This window comes from Streptomyces sp. NPDC087300, assembly GCF_044744425.1.
Lineage (GTDB): Bacteria > Actinomycetota > Actinomycetes > Streptomycetales > Streptomycetaceae > Streptomyces.
Window position 1 is genome coordinate 153,746 of record NZ_JBIUYI010000006.1, and the last position, 15,917, is coordinate 169,662.

General features: G+C 66.4%; 17 protein-coding genes and 1 pseudogene. 5 read left to right on the forward strand and 13 right to left on the reverse strand.

The features are described from left to right. Nucleotide 1: 1 nt before the first annotated feature. The 7 genes from ACIO9J_RS25625 to ACIO9J_RS25655 all read right to left on the reverse strand — a co-directional run bounded on the left by ACIO9J_RS25625 (nt 2) and on the right by ACIO9J_RS25655 (nt 3,425). Nucleotides 2-184 (reverse strand): hypothetical protein, encoded by a 183-nt coding sequence (locus ACIO9J_RS25625; protein ID WP_402004010.1) that lies wholly within the window; start codon nt 182-184, stop codon nt 2-4. 93 nt (nt 185-277) lie between these two features. Continuing rightward, complete coding sequence (locus tag ACIO9J_RS25630; RefSeq protein WP_402004013.1) at nt 278-592, reverse strand: SpdD-like protein; 315 nt, start codon at nt 590-592, stop codon at nt 278-280. A 24-nt stretch (nt 593-616) separates the two neighbouring features. Continuing rightward, nucleotides 617-772 (reverse strand): hypothetical protein, encoded by a 156-nt coding sequence (locus tag ACIO9J_RS25635; protein ID WP_402004016.1) that lies wholly within the window; start codon nt 770-772, stop codon nt 617-619. 8 nt (nt 773-780) lie between these two features. Next, on the reverse strand, nt 781-969 hold the full coding sequence (locus tag ACIO9J_RS25640; protein WP_402004019.1) for a mobile element transfer protein: 189 nt from the start codon (nt 967-969) through the stop codon (nt 781-783). A gap of 20 nt (nt 970-989) precedes the next feature. Next, complete coding sequence (locus ACIO9J_RS25645; RefSeq protein WP_402004021.1) at nt 990-1,667, reverse strand: DUF2637 domain-containing protein; 678 nt, start codon at nt 1,665-1,667, stop codon at nt 990-992. Between the two features lie 87 nt (nt 1,668-1,754). Then, nucleotides 1,755-3,092 carry an FtsK/SpoIIIE domain-containing protein gene (locus ACIO9J_RS25650; RefSeq protein WP_402004024.1) on the reverse strand — a complete coding sequence of 446 codons (1,338 nt, stop codon included), beginning with the start codon at nt 3,090-3,092 and terminating at the stop codon, nt 1,755-1,757. A gap of 3 nt (nt 3,093-3,095) precedes the next feature. After that, on the reverse strand, nt 3,096-3,425 hold the full coding sequence (locus ACIO9J_RS25655) for a hypothetical protein (protein ID WP_402004027.1): 330 nt from the start codon (nt 3,423-3,425) through the stop codon (nt 3,096-3,098). A gap of 156 nt (nt 3,426-3,581) precedes the next feature. On the opposite strand from ACIO9J_RS25655, the gene ACIO9J_RS25660 reads away from it, so the two are divergent. From ACIO9J_RS25660 to ACIO9J_RS25670, 3 genes are all read left to right on the forward strand, one after another. After that, entirely contained in the window at nt 3,582-4,355 is a 774-nt protein-coding gene (locus ACIO9J_RS25660; protein WP_402004030.1) for a GntR family transcriptional regulator, read from the forward strand. Continuing rightward, nucleotides 4,352-4,915, forward strand: coding sequence for a GNAT family N-acetyltransferase (locus ACIO9J_RS25665; RefSeq protein ID WP_402004033.1), 564 nt, complete (start codon nt 4,352-4,354; stop codon nt 4,913-4,915). Before ACIO9J_RS25660 ends, ACIO9J_RS25665 begins: the two co-directional genes overlap by 4 nt. A gap of 1,943 nt (nt 4,916-6,858) precedes the next feature. After that, nucleotides 6,859-7,095 carry a GntR family transcriptional regulator gene (locus ACIO9J_RS25670; RefSeq protein WP_402004036.1) on the forward strand — a complete coding sequence of 79 codons (237 nt, stop codon included), beginning with the start codon at nt 6,859-6,861 and terminating at the stop codon, nt 7,093-7,095. Between the two features lie 359 nt (nt 7,096-7,454). Here ACIO9J_RS25670 and ACIO9J_RS25675 read toward each other — a convergent pair whose 3' ends face one another. Continuing rightward, nucleotides 7,455-8,138, reverse strand: coding sequence for a hypothetical protein (locus ACIO9J_RS25675; protein WP_402004039.1), 684 nt, complete (start codon nt 8,136-8,138; stop codon nt 7,455-7,457). Nucleotides 8,139-8,884: 746 nt separating this feature from the next. Between ACIO9J_RS25675 and ACIO9J_RS25680 the strand changes: the two genes are divergently transcribed. Together ACIO9J_RS25680 and ACIO9J_RS25685 are read left to right on the forward strand one after the other, a co-directional pair. Then, complete coding sequence (locus tag ACIO9J_RS25680; protein ID WP_402004041.1) at nt 8,885-9,040, forward strand: hypothetical protein; 156 nt, start codon at nt 8,885-8,887, stop codon at nt 9,038-9,040. 34 nt (nt 9,041-9,074) lie between these two features. Beyond that, nucleotides 9,075-9,279 (forward strand): annotated as a pseudogene (locus tag ACIO9J_RS25685) (sodium-independent anion transporter); the annotation flags it as partial. Between the two features lie 77 nt (nt 9,280-9,356). Here ACIO9J_RS25685 and ACIO9J_RS25690 read toward each other — a convergent pair. From ACIO9J_RS25690 to ACIO9J_RS25710, 5 genes are all read right to left on the reverse strand, one after another. Continuing rightward, a complete protein-coding gene (locus ACIO9J_RS25690) occupies nt 9,357-9,962 on the reverse strand; it encodes a hypothetical protein (RefSeq protein WP_402004044.1) in 606 nt (201 codons plus the stop codon). A gap of 74 nt (nt 9,963-10,036) precedes the next feature. Further along, the gene (locus ACIO9J_RS25695) at nt 10,037-12,067 is read right to left on the reverse strand and encodes a hypothetical protein (protein WP_402004047.1); all 2,031 of its coding nucleotides are present in this window, start codon (nt 12,065-12,067) and stop codon (nt 10,037-10,039) included. Nucleotides 12,068-12,950: 883 nt separating this feature from the next. Then, complete coding sequence (locus ACIO9J_RS25700; RefSeq protein ID WP_402005389.1) at nt 12,951-13,805, reverse strand: acyltransferase family protein; 855 nt, start codon at nt 13,803-13,805, stop codon at nt 12,951-12,953. Continuing rightward, nucleotides 13,759-14,517, reverse strand: coding sequence for a response regulator (locus ACIO9J_RS25705; RefSeq protein ID WP_402004049.1), 759 nt, complete (start codon nt 14,515-14,517; stop codon nt 13,759-13,761). Before ACIO9J_RS25705 ends, ACIO9J_RS25700 begins: the two co-directional genes overlap by 47 nt. After that, nucleotides 14,514-15,773 carry a sensor histidine kinase gene (locus tag ACIO9J_RS25710; RefSeq protein ID WP_402004052.1) on the reverse strand — a complete coding sequence of 420 codons (1,260 nt, stop codon included), beginning with the start codon at nt 15,771-15,773 and terminating at the stop codon, nt 14,514-14,516. Before ACIO9J_RS25710 ends, ACIO9J_RS25705 begins: the two co-directional genes overlap by 4 nt. Nucleotides 15,774-15,917: the final 144 nt, after the last annotated feature.

The window sequence follows — 15,917 nt, forward strand, 5'->3', positions numbered from 1 at the left end:
CTCAGCGTCCGGCGCGGGTGAGCGTGGCGGACGGGGCGGTGTGACCGGTGCCGTTGCAGGCGCGGCAGGTGGCGCGGACGGTCACGCGGGAGCCGTCGCGGTGGTGGGTACCGGTGGTGATGGCGACGGTCGGGAATCCGTCGCAGTTGCGGCAGACCGGACGGCTCGGGGCGTGCTGCGGCATGATGGGTTTTCCCTTTCGGGTCCGTTGGATCTGGAAGTGGTGCAGGCGCCCGGAGCGGCGGAAACTTGGCGGTTGAGGCCGCTCCGGGGGCCGTTAGCGGCGCTTGGCCTCGTTGTTCATGAGCGAGCGGACGACGAGCGCGACGACGGCGAGCGAGCCCGCGGTGATGGCGACGGCCAGGAGCATGGAGACGAGCACGGCGCCGACGACCAGGACCACGGCGGCACCGGTGAGCACGGTGGCAGGGGTGACCCGCACGGCCGGGCGCGAGGGCGGGGCCGGGGCGGGCGCCTGGTGGTGGCAGTGGCAGGCAACCGGGGCCTGCGGGTGGCCGTGCGCGGCAGTAGCGATGATGGGGATGATCTCGCCGGTCGGCATCTCGTTGGCCGGGACCTTGGGCGTGAACATCGGTGATCTCCTCTCTGTGGAGCGTCAGTTGATGAGCGAGTCGACGGCGGGGCCGAGGAAGCTTCCGGCGATGAGGTAGCCGCCGAGCAGGAGCAGGGTCACCAGCCACCACGGCGGGCGGACGAGCTTGATGCCGAGGACTCCGACGGCGAGCAGGGCGAGCCAGAGCGGGACGTCCACGAGGTCTCCTAGGCGGTGCAGCGGTGGGTGCGGGCGGCGAGTTCGGCGGCGGAACGGTTGTCGTACTCCGTCGAGAAGTCGCAGCGGGGCGCGGTGCAGGCCGCGGCGTGGCGGTCGCGCCCACGGCCGTCGTAGAAGGTGGCGACCTGGACCGGTCCGAACTTGCGGACGTCGCGGAAGCGGCGGTAAGCGGTCATGAGGGGCTGTTCCTTTCTGCTCAGGCGAGTTGGAGTTGGGCGGCGATGGAGTCGACGACCGGCGCGGGGAGCCCGAGTTGGGCACGCAGGTCCGCGACCGGGAGCGTGCTGCCGGTGCTCGTGCGGTGGCGTTCGGCGAGCTGCCGGGCGTGGTCGAGAAGTGCCGGCGGGACCGTCACCGGGGCCGGGTCTGGCATCGGAGCCGAGGCAGCGGCGGCCGGTTCCACGGAAGGTTCCAGCTGCTCCACCGGGTCGAGTTGAGGATCGGTGGCGGTGCGGTGCAGGTCGACGGAGGGCGGCTTCTCAGCAGCTGCGGGCGCCGGGTCCGGGGTGGCATCGGCGGGGGTGTGGACCAGGAGCGTTCCGCCAAGAAAGGCCAGGGCAGGCCAGCCCGCGACCACGATGCGGAGCCAGGCAGGAACGGCATCGAGGTCGAGCAGTCCGGCGGTGGCGATGTTGGCGCCGAGCGAGGCGAACAGGGCGATCACGAACCAGGTCCAGGCCGCGCGGTCCTTGCGAGCGGTCCGCAGACGGCGCCAGGCCGCGACCAAGAGCAGGTCGACGCTGACCGGGTAGGCCCACGCCTGCCAGCCGGTCTGTCCGGCGGCTTCGGCCAGGTCGTGCAGGTGGGAGAAGGACAAGGCCCCGGCGATCACGGCTTGGACGAGCACGGCGTCCGGACGGATCGAGCGATGCATGGTTCGTCACCTCCTTTCGTGTTCAGGCATGGGAGGGGTAGGGACCTGGCGCGAGGCGGTCACGCCGACCGTGGTGCGGGAGGGGTGTCAGGGAATGGCCGGAGCCGTGGTCGGCATCGGCGGAATCTTCGACGCCGGGACCGCAGCGAGGGCCGGGCGGAAGGGCTCCAGGGCCGGAAGGTCCGGGATCAGGTGCGCGGTCGCCCGGCAGACCGCAACGGTGTCCTCGACCGAGGTGAGCGGGGTGCGGATGCGACCCCAGCCGCCGGAGGAATCAGCGGCGACCGCTTGTCCAGGCCGGTCAGCGGGGATCGTGCACGCGGCCGGGACAGACTCCGGGGCCACGTCGTTCAGGCCCATCTCGGCGGTCTGCTTGTCGTTGACCCGGTGGACCACGCGGCCGGTGAGCTGGGCGCGGAGCATGGTGGCGCCCTTGCCGAGCTCGGAGCCGAACCGCTGGCCGCAGATCTCCAGGTAGATGCCGACCGCGCGGGAGAGCTGGGCCAGGCGGATCAAGCCGGTGACGATGCGCTCGCGACGTTCCTCATCCTTCTTGGAGGAGATCAGGAACAGTTCCGCGATCTCGTCGACCAGGACCACGACCGGCGCCGGAAGCGCGTACTCAGGCAGCTCCCACACGTCCGAGACGCCGTGCTTGGCCAGCAGATCGAAGCGGTCTTCCATCTCCGCCACCAGGACATCGATCAGCGAGGCGGCATCGTCCGGATTCGTGGCCAGCGCCGACAGGCGCGGGGCGTACCGGGACTGCTCCACACCACGCTTGCAGTCGATCCCCACCAGCGCGATGGGCAGTTGGGCCAGACCCTTGATCAGGTTGCGCTGGTACATCGACTTACCGGACTGGTTCGCGCCCAGCGTGAGCGCGTGAGGGATCTTGCGGTAGTCCCGCTCGTACGCGGTGCCGTCATCCCGAAGCGCGACCGGAACGACCAGCTCGCGCGGGGCGGTCTTGCGGGGCATCCGCACCCGGCTCAGTACGTCGAAGCCGGTCATGCGCAGTTCGACGTAGCCCGGCTTGGTGGCGATCACGTGGACCGCGTGGACGCCCCAGGCGTGCCGCAGCCGTTCGGAGGCCGCCGCCAGATCTGCGGGTTCCATCCCGGCGGGCAGCCGCAGCGTCACCCGAAGACCGGTCGAGGTGAACCGCACCCGGCGGATCTTCGGAGCGACCGGCCGCACCTCACGAGCGATCCGGCGCGACATGAACGCCCGCAAGCCGGACGGCTGCACCGTCAGCCCGCACACATCCATCGTGTTCCGGTACGAGAAGGAGAACCGGCCCCAGGTCATCGGCAGACCCACCGTTGCCCAGTACAGGCGCGGCGCGCGGACGCGGGCGTAGAGGGCGCCACCGGTCACCGATGCCGCGCCGCCCGCACCTAACCAGGTGATCACGTCAGCCATGACTCAGGCCGCCATGATCGCGGCCGCGCGGAACGAGATGCCGTGCCGCTTCTGGCCGTTGAACTCGTTCTCCCAGTCACGGGCCTTGAGGCCGACCACCTTCACCGGCGTCCCCGGCGTCAGGCCCTCGGAGGGGAGGCCCGTCTCAAGGACGGTCACCTGGTACAGGTTGCCGTCTCCCTCGTCCGAGACGAGAAGGCCCACCGTCGACAGCGGCGCGTTGGTCTCGCGGTCGACCGCCCGCTCACCGGTCTTCTTGTTGGCCATCTTCGCTTCCGGCGCGGTCGCCACGAACACCACGGCGGTCGAAAGGTCGATCTTGAAGGAAGGCATAGCTGTCCCCTTGAGTGCAGACTCAGGCCCTTTGGACCTCTTGCTCAACTTGTTGGTACAAGCTGACACGTAGAGAGTGATCCACCGAGCGTGAGACGTCAAGCACTTCGCGCGAACATGTACCAACAAGTTGACCGAGTGCGTCATGATGGAGACATGAGCAAGCAGCCGAAGTACCAGCAGGTGGCCGACGCCCTGCGTCGCGAGATCGACAATGGCACCTACGGACCTGGTTCTCGGCTGCCCTCCGAGGCCGAGCTCGCGGCAAGGTTCGATGCCTCGCGCAACACCGTGCGGTCAGGGCTGAACTTGCTGGTCAGTCAGGGCCTCATCGCGTCCAGTCAGGGACTTGGCTACGAGGTGCGCAAGCACGAGGTGTTCGAGCTGAACGCATCGCGCTTCGAGAACCTGACGTTCCCGCAGACCGGGGATGCGTTCTCTACTGATGTAACCAACGCGGGTCGACGCCCTCACCAGACTTTCCGGGTCGAGCTCACCACCACACCTGAGTACGTGGCGACGCGCTTGAAGATCGAGACCGGGTCCCGCTCGGTGCTGCGGTTCTGCCACCGGTTCGTGGACAACGTCCCTTGGTCGACTCAGGCCACGCACTATCCGGACTGGCTCCTGGCCGAGGCCCCGCGCCTGGGAGAGCCGGGCGATATCGCCGAGGGCACGACGCGCTACCTCAAGAGCTTGGGTTTCGAGCAGTTCGGCTATCGCGATGAGCTGTCGACGCGCATGCCCACACCCGACGAGGCGCGGCTCTTGGAGATCGGCGCTGGCGTACCCGTGATGCTCTGGACCCGGACGGGCTACTCGCACGACCGCCCCATCCGGTGCACGATCACGACGCTGCGCGGGGATCTGAACCGGATGAACTACGAGATCGGCGACCTGTCCGGCAGGGGCGAGGGCGAGTCCGAATGAAGATCACCGGTGCCACTCCCGATGACCTGCAACACCTGCTTGCCTTCCGTCAGGAGGCCGCAGCCTGGATAGGCCGTCTCGGAAGCGACCAGTGGAGCCGCCCCTATCCCGCCGATCGCCTGCTGAAGACCATTGAGCAGGGCACCGTCTTCATGCTCAGGGACGGTGCAAGGACCGCCGGGACTCTCACCCTCACCCCCGATGCTGAAGAAGGGTTGTGGACGGAGGAGGAGTTGGCGGAGCCGTCGTTGTTCGTCAACAAGCTGACGGTGTCACGCGACTACGCGGGCGAGAACTGGGGCGGTCGGTTGCTGGATTGGGCGAGCAGCCGCGGTTACCGAGCGGGCGCCAAGTGGATTCGCCTCGACGCGTGGACGACGAACGAGCCGCTTCAGCGCTACTACTTGGGCCAGGGCTTTCAGCATGTGCGCACTGTCCTACAAGGCAACGCCGTCAACGGCGGACCACGTGTCTCAGGCTGGCTAGCCCAACGCGCAACCTCCGTAGTCGATCACGGACTCACCGACGAGACGTCTGATCCTCTGCCGGTGGATGCCTGAGCTGTTACAAGTTTCTCTACCTCATCAAGTCCCGGCTGCGCTCCGCTCCGCCGGGCGGGCTCCTGGCTCCGCTCGGGGCGACGCTCCTGCCTTCGGCCCGCTCCGCCCCGGCTGCGCCAACGCCCGCCCACGCGTGGATAGGGCCGAGGCCATGAGGCGAGCACTGCAACCAGCGCGGCCCCGGTCAAGGACATGCCTCCGGCGGGGGCGCTCTGACTCTGGGATGGCGGGGGCGCCGCTGGCGAGTGCCGGCCGAGTGTGGCGTGCGTGGGGGAGCTCCCATCCCGTCCGCCATCGACCCAGGCAGAGCCGAGCGGACGAGGCCCAGGGCGTCAAGGTCGTTCGTACAGTGGCGCGCTCCACCTTGACGCCCTGAACCACGCCCACTCCACGGTGTGTGGGTCGACGGCGGACGGGATGGGAGCTGGGGTGAGTGGTGGGTTCAGGGCGAGGGGCGGTCAACTGGGTGGGCGAAGTCTTCCGGATAGCTCTCGGAGTGCTGCTTCGAGAGCTTGATCATCTTGCTCGTCTACCCACCGGACCACGCCAGTCGGTATGACCGCGCTAAGCTCCCTGATCCTCCTGGCCATGTGGCCAGGGAGCGCCCGGTTCGTCACGACAAGAAGACCATCGATTACAGGGCCGCCAAGCCTCGTTCGGCTGCTGGACGCGCTATTCACGATGCGGCGAAGATCGACGGCACTGAGAGGGACGCTCCCAGTTCCGCCTTTGATCTGGACACCAATGCGGGAGCCGCCGGTCGGAACAACAGCATCTACCCCTTGATCATTGGGGCCGTCACACAATTCCGTCGCTGGGAACAGATGTTGTAGACGGCGGGCGACCTCAAGCTCCAGTAGGTGGTTGGAGGCTCTGGCTACTAGTGGGTCACGACTGGCGCCGGGGTCTAGTGTGCTCAGCACATGGAGCGCTTGCCGCGCCTCTTCCGGTGAGTCCTCCCGCAAATTGTCCACCACGTCGCGACGTCTGCGCGCCATGAACAACTCATAGTCCTGGTAGCGCGCTCGAGTCAGCGGTGACCCGTTGATGGCCATCAGTAGCAGCACAACCCCAACGAGCAAGAGGGCGACAGAGCCAGCCTGATTGCTGGTCATGAAGACAGCAGCAACGCCGGCACCCGACAGGCCAAGCCCTAGTGCGGAGGCTGAAAGCCTTTCCCACCGGGACAGTGGTGCGGCATCCGGCTCAGGCGCTCCGGAACTATCTCCTACGTCAGGCACCTTACAAATACTAGTAGCCCCTATTGACGGTGTGCCTGTCGCTTCCCTGGTCGGGCCTCCAGCAGCGGGACTCGTTCTCGTAGAGCCTGCATCCCCACGGCTTTCGAGGCCGACTACTCAGGTTCGGCTCTGGTTGGACGCTTCGGGCAGTGTGAGCCACACTCGTACACCTCGATGGACAAGTCGTGTGCACCGGAGTGCCCTTCAGCGCGACCGGCGGACCTGGCCCCTTCCCGCATGAGCACGTCGCACCAGCAGCAGTGCCAGCCGAGGTACTGCCAGCCGTTGAGCGTCTTGGCGGGCGGTGGCTGCGGCCGCCAGGTCTCGGTCATGGCCGGTCGGCGAACGGGACCAGGTCATGCGCCTCGAGGCAGGGGAGGCATGCGGACTGCACTCCCCCTGGTCCGGACCCCTGTTCCACCACGTTGATTACACGGATGCCTTCGCTGAAGCCGCCGTGCCATGTGCAGTAGCCGTAGCTGACAGGCTCCGGCACGGGCATGCTCGGGCTGTTCGAAGCGTTCTGATCCTGCGTACCCTCGTCCACGTCGACTCCATCCCAGTCGTCCACGCCCCTGGGTCGTTCGCGCGACCGCAGGGGTGATGTGTGTTCACGCAGCGTAGACCTAGGTAGCTAGGGTAGCTAGGCCAGTCAGGCAATCTCGCCTCGCCGATCAGGCTTGTACTGCCTACCTTCGGATCATGGACTGGAAGCCGGATATCCCGCGATGGAAGCAGGTGTACGCCGTCATCGAGCAGCGGATTGCCGACGGCGAGTACCCGCCGGGAAGTCAGCTGCCGGGCGTCCTCGCGATCCAGGGCGAGTTCGGCATCGCGCAGATGACCGCTCGACGCGTCCTCACTGAACTCCGGGAGGCAGGGTTGGCACAGATGCAGCCAGGCATCGGTACCTTCGTCACCGAGCTCCCCAAGTCATAGCGCGCTTCCTGGGTACAGCCATCGGCCGCGGGATTCGCAACCGACGAGGGCGCGGTCAGGCGAGTGACTAACTGCGTGACAACGCAGGCGCACAGCCGCGAACAACCGTGAACGTCAGCGCACCATCAGCGCAGGTGCAGGGCACCGCACGCCCAGGGCAGCCGCCACCCCCAGTTGCTTCGGGACGAAGAGGTCGTGGGTTCAAATCCCGCCACCCCGACAGCTGAAGCACCAGGTCAAGGGCCTGATCCGCATCGCGGGTCAGGCCCTTACTGGGTTTCAGGGACGCTCTTGGGAGCCGTTTGGGAGCCGGATCCGGAACAGGGAGCAACCGCCATCCTCCGCCGAAGGCACCGCGGTCACTGGTCGTTGCTCGGCTCCTGCGCCCAGGCGTCGCCATCGCCATCCCAGCACCAACAGTCCTTCGGATCGCCAAGCGCACGCGGAGGTTCGATGCCTGCCCAATGCACGACGTGATCTCGAAGGAAGCACTCGGCCGCGCTCAGGGCTATCCACCGGACGGTATACACCTCCTCCGCCTCGCGGCGTGTTCCGTCGCTGCCGTGAGCAGTCCAGCCCCAAGCACATCGGTCCGGAAGGTAGGTGATCTCGGCAACCCCGCCGTACCTTTCCACCGTGATCTTCTCTGGTTGCCCCGAACCATCGTCGACCGCACCAGGCCACTTCTTACGCGCTGCCTGCTTGGAGATCCCCCAGGCAGATCCCAGATGGCCATAGGTAGCGCCCATTCCCCCGCCCATCAGCGCAGCCTCGGCGGCAAGTGCCTCGGCGGCTTCATGCACCCGCCGCAAGGCGTGCAGGTAGGCGAGCTGCCAGTCTCCGAACAACTCCGCCATAGCCGAGGGTTCGTGTCCGTTGGCCAGACACTCCTGACCACGTGCCGAGATCCGACCCGCGATGTTGCAGGCAAGCTCCCTCAACTGGTCCTGCATGCGCGCCACTTCGGGAGCATAAAGCGGACGCCATGGATCCGCCATGGCGTCCGAATCGAACCAGAACTCGTCATCGCTCACTGAACGCATGAGGACAACCGTAGTTGTCACAGCATGCCCCGTGAGGACAACCGTGGTTGTCGCAACGTGCCCGTCGCAGAGCGGACTTCAAAGATTTATGTGTTCGGCTACTCGACCCGAAGCCGCAGAGCGGAGAAAGAAACTGCAGGTCACGCCCGTATGACCTGGCTTGCAGGACGTGGCCAGCCTCGACAGCAAGGGCGGAAAGCGGGCGGAGCGACTTGCAGCGCTAAGTATCAGATGCTCGAAGGTGGGCGCGCTCGAATCACCGATCCATCCACTTGCTTACGGTCGACTGTGCCGTAGGCCCGAAGAATCGGAGAAGCCATGGCCAAGGACCTCAACTCTCACGTTGTTCCTGACGCTCAAGCCGCCCACCCGTCAGAGCCGCCCCCGCGCACGCCGGCCTTCGAACTTCGTTGCGGCCCCTTGCACATGACACTTGATCACGCACCGCTCAAGTTGCTGGCGTTCGGGAGCACGATGACGGCCGTTGCCATGGGAGCAGCGAACTGGTTGCGCTGAAGGCTGGTCAGGGTGTGCTCCGTTTACGGAGCACACCCTGACCGGTTTCTCGTCGCTCGGGGCGTTTAAGAGTCCCGAGCGACGAGCCATCGCCTCCTACTGGCGTGCACACAGTAGATCATTAAGTACGCGCACCGGCGACGTAGAGCACAACCCGAGCCGGGCGTCCAGTGTGGGAGCTGGGGGCGATCGGGCACGGGCCGGACGGGGAACACCTTGCGGAGCGCCTGATGGCCGACATCCGGGCCTGGGATATGGACCGTGAAGCACGTCCGACGATCAGCATGCACTCGGTGAAAGCCCCGGCCGCCAAGTCCTCGGAGGGCTTGATGGTCATGAAGGAACACGTCCGCCTCGTCCTCTCCCTGCCCGATGGCAAGGGATGAGCTAGGGCGTGTACCGGCGGTGTTCCTGTAGCTGGTTGTCGGCCAGTTCAACTACGCCACCGATCCCGACAAGGTCGTCATCGAGCTCACCACCGCCCACATCTGGGACGCCTCCTCCGTCGCCGCCCTCGAGACCAAGCACGACCAGCGCGGCAAGACCGTCGAGATCATCGGCCTGAACAAACCCGAGCATCCAGATCTACGAGAAGCCCAGCGGCGAACTCGCTGGCAGCCACTAGCTCGTACGACGAAGGACAACTGCTATTTCCCGCACCCCAATCGAAGTGTCCGACAGCTACCGATTCGTACTGACTGGTTACGACGTTCCGGTGGCCGACCGTGACGCGTGCAGAGCGCGTCGATCGATGACCATGCTGCGCCAGCGTTGGCGTACCGTCTGCTGCTCGTCGAGCCACCGTGCGCGGGAGGGATTGTCGAGCCGGAGATCAGCCATGAAGTGGGCGATGTCGACGCAGTAGGCGTAGTAGCCCTCACGGGTCAGCTCACGGAGTCGGCTGATCCTGGAGGCAATGCCCGCCTGGTCGCCACGGATGGCGTGGTGGAAGGCTCGTGCCAACTCAAGCTTGGCCTGGACGAAGAGCAGCCCCGACGTACTGATCTCAGCGGCCAGTACCTGTGCCCGGTCCTCAACTCCCGTGTCTGTTCCGGCGTCGCGCAGGAGCGCTGCAATCCGTACGTCCAGGGTCGCGGCCCGCAGGTCGACCTGGGCCAGGAGGTGTTCGCCGAGGTCAATCTCATCATCGACGGTGGGTTCGGTCGTGAACGCGAGGGTGAAGGCACGCATGGCCTGTGCCATGGCCGCCTCCCCGCTCTTGCCGTGTGCCTCACCCTCCGCGCGGGCTGCCCCGAAAGCCTCTGCAGCCAAAGCCATGTCGCCCTGCACCCATCGCACGTCGCCCACGACGCGATGGTGCCGACCCGCCCAGCCCAAGTGTTCAGCGGCCTCAAGAGCGGTTGGGATGGAGCAGTCCCCTGCTACCACGGAGTCGAGGGCGTGCCATCAGCCTCCAACCCGTAGCGCCATACCCGATGACTAATCCCATCAGCATCAGTGCTGCGTCGCGGTCCCCTCGAAAGACTACTCTCGCTTTCTCGAATCCACTCGATCTCACGGATGGCGATTGCGTATCCCGCATCGGCGGCTTTCCGGGCGACGACCTCGGCCCCTTGGTGATCTCTCAAATATTCTCGAACGGTCGCGAGGCGAACTAACTGTTCAGGGTGGCTAGTTTCGGCTTCGATCTGCAGAAACGACGCTACCTGCGGCAGGAATTCCTGAACGTCGAAGTTGCCCCAGAACTCAAATATCGGACCCTCGTCTGGGTCGAATCCGGGATGGGAATGATCTACCAGGAAGCGTCTGTCGAAATGGCGGCGCCCCATATGGAGACCTTCAAGCAGAGAAGCCGCTTCCACACTCCCCGCTTCGGCAGCCTGCTGAAGTATTCCTGCCGCGCCGGAGAAATCTTCCACCATAACGCGAAGGTGCGCAAGGCGGGTCAAAAACTTCACACTCCCACCAGTGGCTGCCTTCCGCCACAGCCGGTCAGCCCAGCGAAGCCGATGGCGGACGTAGGCGGCCTCGCCGAGTGCCCCCAGTTGATGCGGGGGAAGATGGTCATAAACGGCTTGCCAGAAAGACTCTGGCGGACACCTTCGCGCCCGATTTTTAATGCTGCGAAACTCAAGATAATTGGCCAACCGGTAGGCCGAGTTCTCATCGCGGGCGCCATTCGCGAGTCCCGAGCGGGGTTTGAAACGACTTAGTGGGGCCATGTCCCCATGTACTGGCCGACCGGCATCAGCCAAAGCCCCTTCTAGCCAATCCTCGGGGAGTTGATTCAAATCATGGCCGAGGAAGTAATCCCAGGCACCTACGGCCAGCAATTTCACGGGAAGTTCCCTTGCCGGGAGGCCAAGACGTGACCAAGGTTCACGGGGAAGACGGAAGACATCCATTGCCACGTCCAGCACTGCCCGAACTGCCGGAGATGCCTGTTGGTGGCGACGCACCAGCTCCGGTGCGCCAGCCAGGAATTGAGCGACTGGCAATTCGCCAGTGCTGTCACTCGTGTCATTTTCGGTGCGCATCACAGCCTGATGCATGCGCGCGTCGCTAGTTTCCGTGGCGGCCCTGGCCTCCTTGCCACTGAAGGTCGGTGACACGCTGACCACGCGGCCTTCCAGAAGTTTCCGCACCCGGAGGTGTACATCCCGCTCGCCTGGCGACCGCGGGGCAAGGTAGCTCTCGGCGTCCTCGTTCCACAGTGTGCCCAGCACCAAGACTGGTGCGCGCCGCGAATCGCTGAGTACGGCATGCAGCGCGGCAGCGACCTGTTCCCCGGTCCCGGAAGTTCCCAACCAGAGTTGGGCCTCGTCAAGCCAGATCACTGTGCAGGGCCTGACCCGTCCCAATTGCTCGATGAACCGTGCGGGTTCGCCGTCAGTGAATGGTTCCCACAGCGACCATCCAGCCTCTGCCAGTGGCTGGATGGCTTCCCAGCAGGCACGAGTCTTTCCCGTTGACGAGGCGCCCGCCAGCACTAGCATTTGGTTGCCACCAACCTGCACCTTGTCCACGGCCGCAGCGAGATCCTCATCGTGCGCACGCGATACATAAGTGGTCAAGGGGGCCGCCCGGCCTCGCGGCATCTGGAGATCGGGCGAGTCGATGGCCGGGTGTACTCCCCGGTCATACGGATCATGCTCGCCGATGGGTTGGCCCACGTCTGCAGCAGTGGCTGTTCCTGCCGCGGTGTTCAGCAGGTCAAGCAGTGTCTGCCGTTCCGCGCTGGTGCTCCTCAGGGCGTCCGCCAGGTGGTGCACCGTTGCGCTGGTTGGTGCCGGTGCGGCAGAGCTCAAGGCTCGGCTGATGGTCGTGCGCGACAACCCGGTACACGCCACCAGGTGCTTCTGCTTCAGCCGACGTCTATCACTGGCGGTCCGCAGTCGATTGCGAAGCTCTGTAAGCGCAGCAGCCGGATCTAGTGATGCCTCATCACTCACGGTTCGCTCTCCCCGCTGTAGCTCTCGTCTGCATGTTCATTCTTGTTCACTTGCACCCTTTTGAACGGTCACTGAGGGAGGTTCGACGGCGTCACGCACACAAGCAACCTCAAGGAGACGACCGTGCCTCTGCACAGCAATGGTGACCAGCCCCGCCATTTGCCCAATCCTGCCCCGCCTGCTCCTGAGTGCTTCCAGCCACCCGGGACCTGCCCGTTCCATCGTGGGGCGCTGACCGCCCAAGCGCCCTACCTGGAGGTTCGAATCGGCGCGCTGCGTATCAGCCTCCGTCAGCGTCCGAGGCGTCTGCTGGTCCTCTTGTCTGCGAGTGCTGTCGCTGTCGCCGGGGCCCTAGCCGGTGTCCACTGGCCTGTCAACTGATGAGGTTGCAGCGCGCTTCCCGCACGCGCCCTCTGCTGTCAACGCCTCGATTGACCACCAGGAGACAACTATTCCCCCAAGTAGATGGGCCGCACCCATCGCGCTGCAGCACGTGGCGGAGCGTGGGCCTCACGTGAGCAACCTGGGAGCCATTTGGGAGCCGACTCGCCCCCGGAATCTCGTCCACACCATGCGAGGCCAATCGAGGCCACGTCCCTGACCGGGCAAAACGCCATCCACGCAGGCAAGATCAGCTACCGAACCTCATTCGGGACGAAGAGGTCGTGGGTTCAAATCCCGCCACCCCGACAGCTGAAACACCAGGTCAAGGGCCTGATCCTCTCTGAGGGTCAGGCCCTTGCTGTGTCTCCGGAGATCGTTTGGGAGAAATCTGGGAGAAGATCTTGGTCAGGGTCTTCCAGTACCTTCATGCCGACGATGCCCGCCAGCCGTAGCGCTCCACCGCCTAAGCCTGCGCGTTCGCGAAGCCGAGCGCCTCGCGTCACAAAATCCTTGCGGCTCCGGGGAGCCTACGAAGCCCGGCGGCGGCCACAAATGCGGCACTCACACCGGCGGCGGACGCAATGAGCCATGCCCCGGCCGCCGTCAGGCCGCGATCCGCGAGAAAGAACTGCACCGCCACCACGATGGGCAGGTGCAGGATGTACACCGAGTAGGAGTCGGCGGACAGTTCTCGGGTGAGCCGGTTCGTGCCGGTCAGTGTCTCGCGGAACTGGGTGAGTAGGCCGACGCTGAGCGCCACACAGAGGAAGCCCTCGTACGTCGCCCAGAGCGCCGAGGCTGCGTTGAAGCCGCCGGGCCCGAAGGCCGGTGCGTCCGCCCCGACGGCGAACAGCAGGGCGACGCCGAGCAGTCCAGCGGTCAGCCAGATCCAGCCGGTGCGGGCGTCGAATCGGCGCAGCCAGCCGTGGCGATGGACAACGACACCGAGCGTGAAGAAGGTGGCGTACTGCGGGAGGCGGGCGGGTTCGACCTGGAGGAAGTCGAGGACCGGGATCCAGGTGTCCAGGGGGTACTTGATCCGGATCAGGAAGGTTGCTGCAGCGAGAGCAGTGGCGAGCAGCAACAGAGCACTGTGGCCCGGCACTTGGCGAATGCGGGTCCGGCTGTCGCGGCGCCTCAGCAGGCGGGCCGCCTGGCGGAAAAGCACGTATAGGGCACTGTAGGCGAGCAGGTTCTGGATGAACCAGAGGTGGCCGAAATGCAGGTCGGGCCAGGACAGGCCGGTCCAGTCCGCGGGCTTGTCGCCGAGGCCGAGGTAGACGTCGGTGAAGTAGCGCCGCCTCGGGTCATCCCTGACGAGACGGTGACGTTGTCCCCGGCGCCTCGGAGGCAGGGGGCGAAGCCGTAACGCCGTCCCCTGCTCTGGCCAGTCCGGTCTCGTACGCGAGGACCACCGCCTGGACCCGGTCACGCAGCTGGAGTTTGGCGAGGATGCGCGAGACGTGGGTCTTCACGGTGGTCTCGGACAGATGCAGGCGGGCGGCGAGTTCGGTGTTGCTCAGGCCCTGTGCGAGCAGGGTCAGGACGTCCAGTTCGCGTGGGGTCAGGGCGGCGAGTCCGGGGTGCGGCCGGGGCGGTGGGGCCGATGCAGGTTCAGGGACCTGACGGGCGTGACGCTCGACAAGACGGCGGGTGATCGCCGGGGCGAGCAACGCGTCGCCGGTGCGGACCAGGCGGACAGCGGCTACCAGGTGTTCCGGGGTGACGTCCTTGAGCAGGAAGCCGCTGGCTCCGGCGGACAGGGCCTCGTAGACGAGATCGTCGAGGTCGAACGTGGTCAGCATGATCACGCGCGGGCTGTCCGAGGCGTCCGGCGGCACGTCGCGCAGAATGCGGCGGGTGGCCTCCAGGCCGTCGAGTTCGGGCATCCGAATGTCCATGAGGACCACGTCCGGGCGGGTCCGGCGCACGGCCTCCACGGCCTCGATGCCGTTGGCGACCTCGGCGACGACCTCGATGCCGTCGGACATGAGGATCATGCGGAAGCCGGTGCGGACGAGTGCCTGGTCGTCGGCGACGACGACACGCAGCGGGCCGTCGGTCATGACGTCTCCAGGGGGATGCGGGCAGTGACCTGGTAGCCGCCGCCGGGGGCGGGGCCGGTGGTGAGGGTGCCGTCGTAGACGGCGAGGCGTTCACGCAGACCCAGCAGGCCGTGGCCGTTGCCGCTCGCCGCGGTGGCGCTCGGGGTGCCGCCGGTGTCGGTGACCGCTATGTGCAGGGCGTCGGAACAGTGGTCGAGAAGCACCCTCGCGTGGGCGCCCTTCGCATGCTTCATCGTGTTGGTCAGCGCCTCTTGCACCACACGGTAGGCGGCGAGACCGACGCCGGAGGAGACGGGGCGCGGCTCTCCGGTCACCGTCAGCTCAACCGGCAGCCCCGACTCCCGGACCCGGCCGACGAGCGCATCCAGCTCACCGATCCCCGGCTGCGGGGCGAGTTCCCGGACCTGTGTCCCGGCCTCGGCTTCAGCGGTAAGCAACCCCATGGCGTGTCGCAACTCACCCATCGCGGAGCGACCCGCTGACTCCACGGCGAGGAGCGCCTCGCGGGCCATGCCCGGCTCGGCGCCCATGACCCTGCGGGCGGCGCCGGCCTGGATGACCATCATGCTGACGCTGTGGGTGACCACGTCGTGCAGTTCGCGAGCGATCCGGGCCCGCTCGCGCTCGGTGGCGCGGCGCAGTTCCTCGGCCCGCTCGTGCTCCAGGGCGGCCATCCGTTCGGCCCGAGCGTCGGCGCGCATCCGCCACTGCCGCATGCCGTCCGCCACCACGGCCAGTGGCAGCACGATGAGCAGCGGCACGTACTCGTTCTGGATGGTCGGTACGTCCGGCGTCCTGGCCCCGTTCAGCACGAGCAGCGCCACGCCGACGCTCACGAGCGCCGGGATCCGGTACGGGCTGTGCATGACGGCCGAATACGTCGCGACCAGCGTCATGTAGAGGATCACCCGGGCCTCGCTGCCCGGCGCCATCAGGCCGGCGGCCATGACGGCCCAGAGGACCGTGAGCGGGTAGCGGCGGCGCAGGACCAGCGGCAGCGTGCACAGCACCATCGGCGCCAGCGCGCCGACGTAGTTGCCGGAGCCCTCGACCACGCGGACCGTGCCGTCGACGATCTTGTACGTACGGTCCATGCCGACGCTGAGGCCAGAGTTGACCGCGGTCACCAGGGCAATCGCGGCGAACACCGCATCGAAGATCAAGCCCCGTTTGGAGGGCCGGGGCAGCGGACCCGACGAACGCCTCAGCGCCGCGACCCCGTCCCGCAGCCAGTCCGCCGCCGATCCACTCTCCATGCACCGATTGTCACAGGCCATCGGTTCCCCTGACGTCCTCCCGAAGATCCCTGCCGTCGGGGGCCCTGCATCCCTCGTCTACATCGCAAGGACGACACAGCCCGCGGGTCCTTCTGGCGCAGGACCACAAAGAGGTCTGAGGCC